Here is a 1,329-nt window from a genome sequence, read left to right on the forward strand (position 1 = left end):
CTAGTACAGCTCGGCGTAAGTAGACAGACTATATTTGTGGTAGAATAACATAGTTAGTTTAGACCAGTTTCGGTAGGTGATAAAGGAGTCAGATATGGCCTTATTAATGCCTAAAATATTAAATTTAAGCGATGGCGTGCGTCATCAACTTCACCAGTTGCTCAAGAGACACAACACGCCACAACAGATCGTGCTACGAGCCAAAATCATTCTCATGGCATCTGATGGTCAAAACCATCGTGAAATAGCCCGAAGTTTAGAGATTAATCGGCAGATGGCTAGTTTATGGCGAAACCGATGGTTGGAGAGCGAGGGAAAAGACTTATCAATTTTGCAAAGATTACAAGATCGAGAGCGTGTTGGCGCACCAGTAAAATTTAGCATGGAACAAGTAACCGAGTTATTTGCACTCGCCTGTTCCTCACCGTCCGATTATGGACGACCAATAAGTCACTGGACAGCTAGAGAACTGGCGGAGGAAATCATGAAACAAGGCATTATTGAAAGTATATCAGTCCGCCATGTTGGCAGATTATTAGAAGAAGCAGAAATTAAACCACACGCCTCGCGCTACTGGTTAACCCCCCCCTGTGGATGAAGAATTTGATGCAAAAGTTAAAGATATTACAAACTTATATCTGAGTGCGATTGAACGCAGTCAAAATGGAGAACACACTATATCAGTTGATGAAATGACAGGGATTCAAGCGATTGAGCGTCTCGAAAAAGACTTACCAATGCGACCCGGGAAAGTTGCAAGAAGAGAGTTTGAATATATTCGTCATGGTACGCAGACCTTGATTGCTAATTTCAATATTGCGAATGGTAAGATAATCGAGCCAACTTGCGGAGATTCGAGAACAGAATCCGATTTTTTACTGAATATTCGTCACATCATTGAAACTGACCCTGATGCCAAAAAATGGCATCTAATTATGGATTGTCTGAATACTCACCAATCTGAATCACTGGTGCGTTTGGTCGCCGAAAAAGAAGGCTTAGATATCGACCTCGGTATTAAGGGAAAAAGCGGCATACTTCAATCCATGAAATCTCGCGCTGTTTTTTTAAGTGACCCAACACATCAAATTGTTTTCCATTACACACCCAAACATTCTTCGTGGCTTAATCAAATAGAGATTTGGTTCAGCATTTTGGTGCGGAAATTACTTAAAAGAGCAAGTTTCACCAGTGAGTACGATCTGAAAAATCGCATCCTCAATTTTATTAACTACTTTAATCAAACAATGGCCAAACCTTTTAAGTGGACATACAAGGGTAAAGTCTTGGCTGTTTAATAGTCTGTGTATTTACGCCGAGCTGTACTAG

At 40.9% G+C, this 1,329-nt stretch carries 2 protein-coding genes; both read left to right on the forward strand.

Translation table 11 applies throughout. The features are described from left to right. The first annotated feature begins 94 nt into the window (after nt 1–94). A complete protein-coding gene (locus tag QUA90_RS30330; protein WP_333448787.1) occupies nt 95–598 on the forward strand; it encodes a helix-turn-helix domain-containing protein in 504 nt (167 codons plus the stop codon). Next, nucleotides 591–1,298, forward strand: coding sequence for a transposase (locus QUA90_RS30335; RefSeq protein WP_333448788.1), 708 nt, complete (start codon nt 591–593; stop codon nt 1,296–1,298). Before QUA90_RS30330 ends, QUA90_RS30335 begins: the two co-directional genes overlap by 8 nt. Nucleotides 1,299–1,329 lie beyond the last annotated feature (31 nt).

The sequence above is a fragment of the Microcoleus sp. D3_18_C4 genome (assembly GCF_036702355.1).
GTDB lineage: Bacteria > Cyanobacteriota > Cyanobacteriia > Cyanobacteriales > Microcoleaceae > Microcoleus.

Bases quoted from the DNA above. Each gene is read 5' to 3' on its own strand.
- QUA90_RS30330 (WP_333448787.1), top strand. From the start codon at position 95: ATGGCCTTATTAATGCCTAAAATATTAAATTTAAGCGATGGCGTGCGT.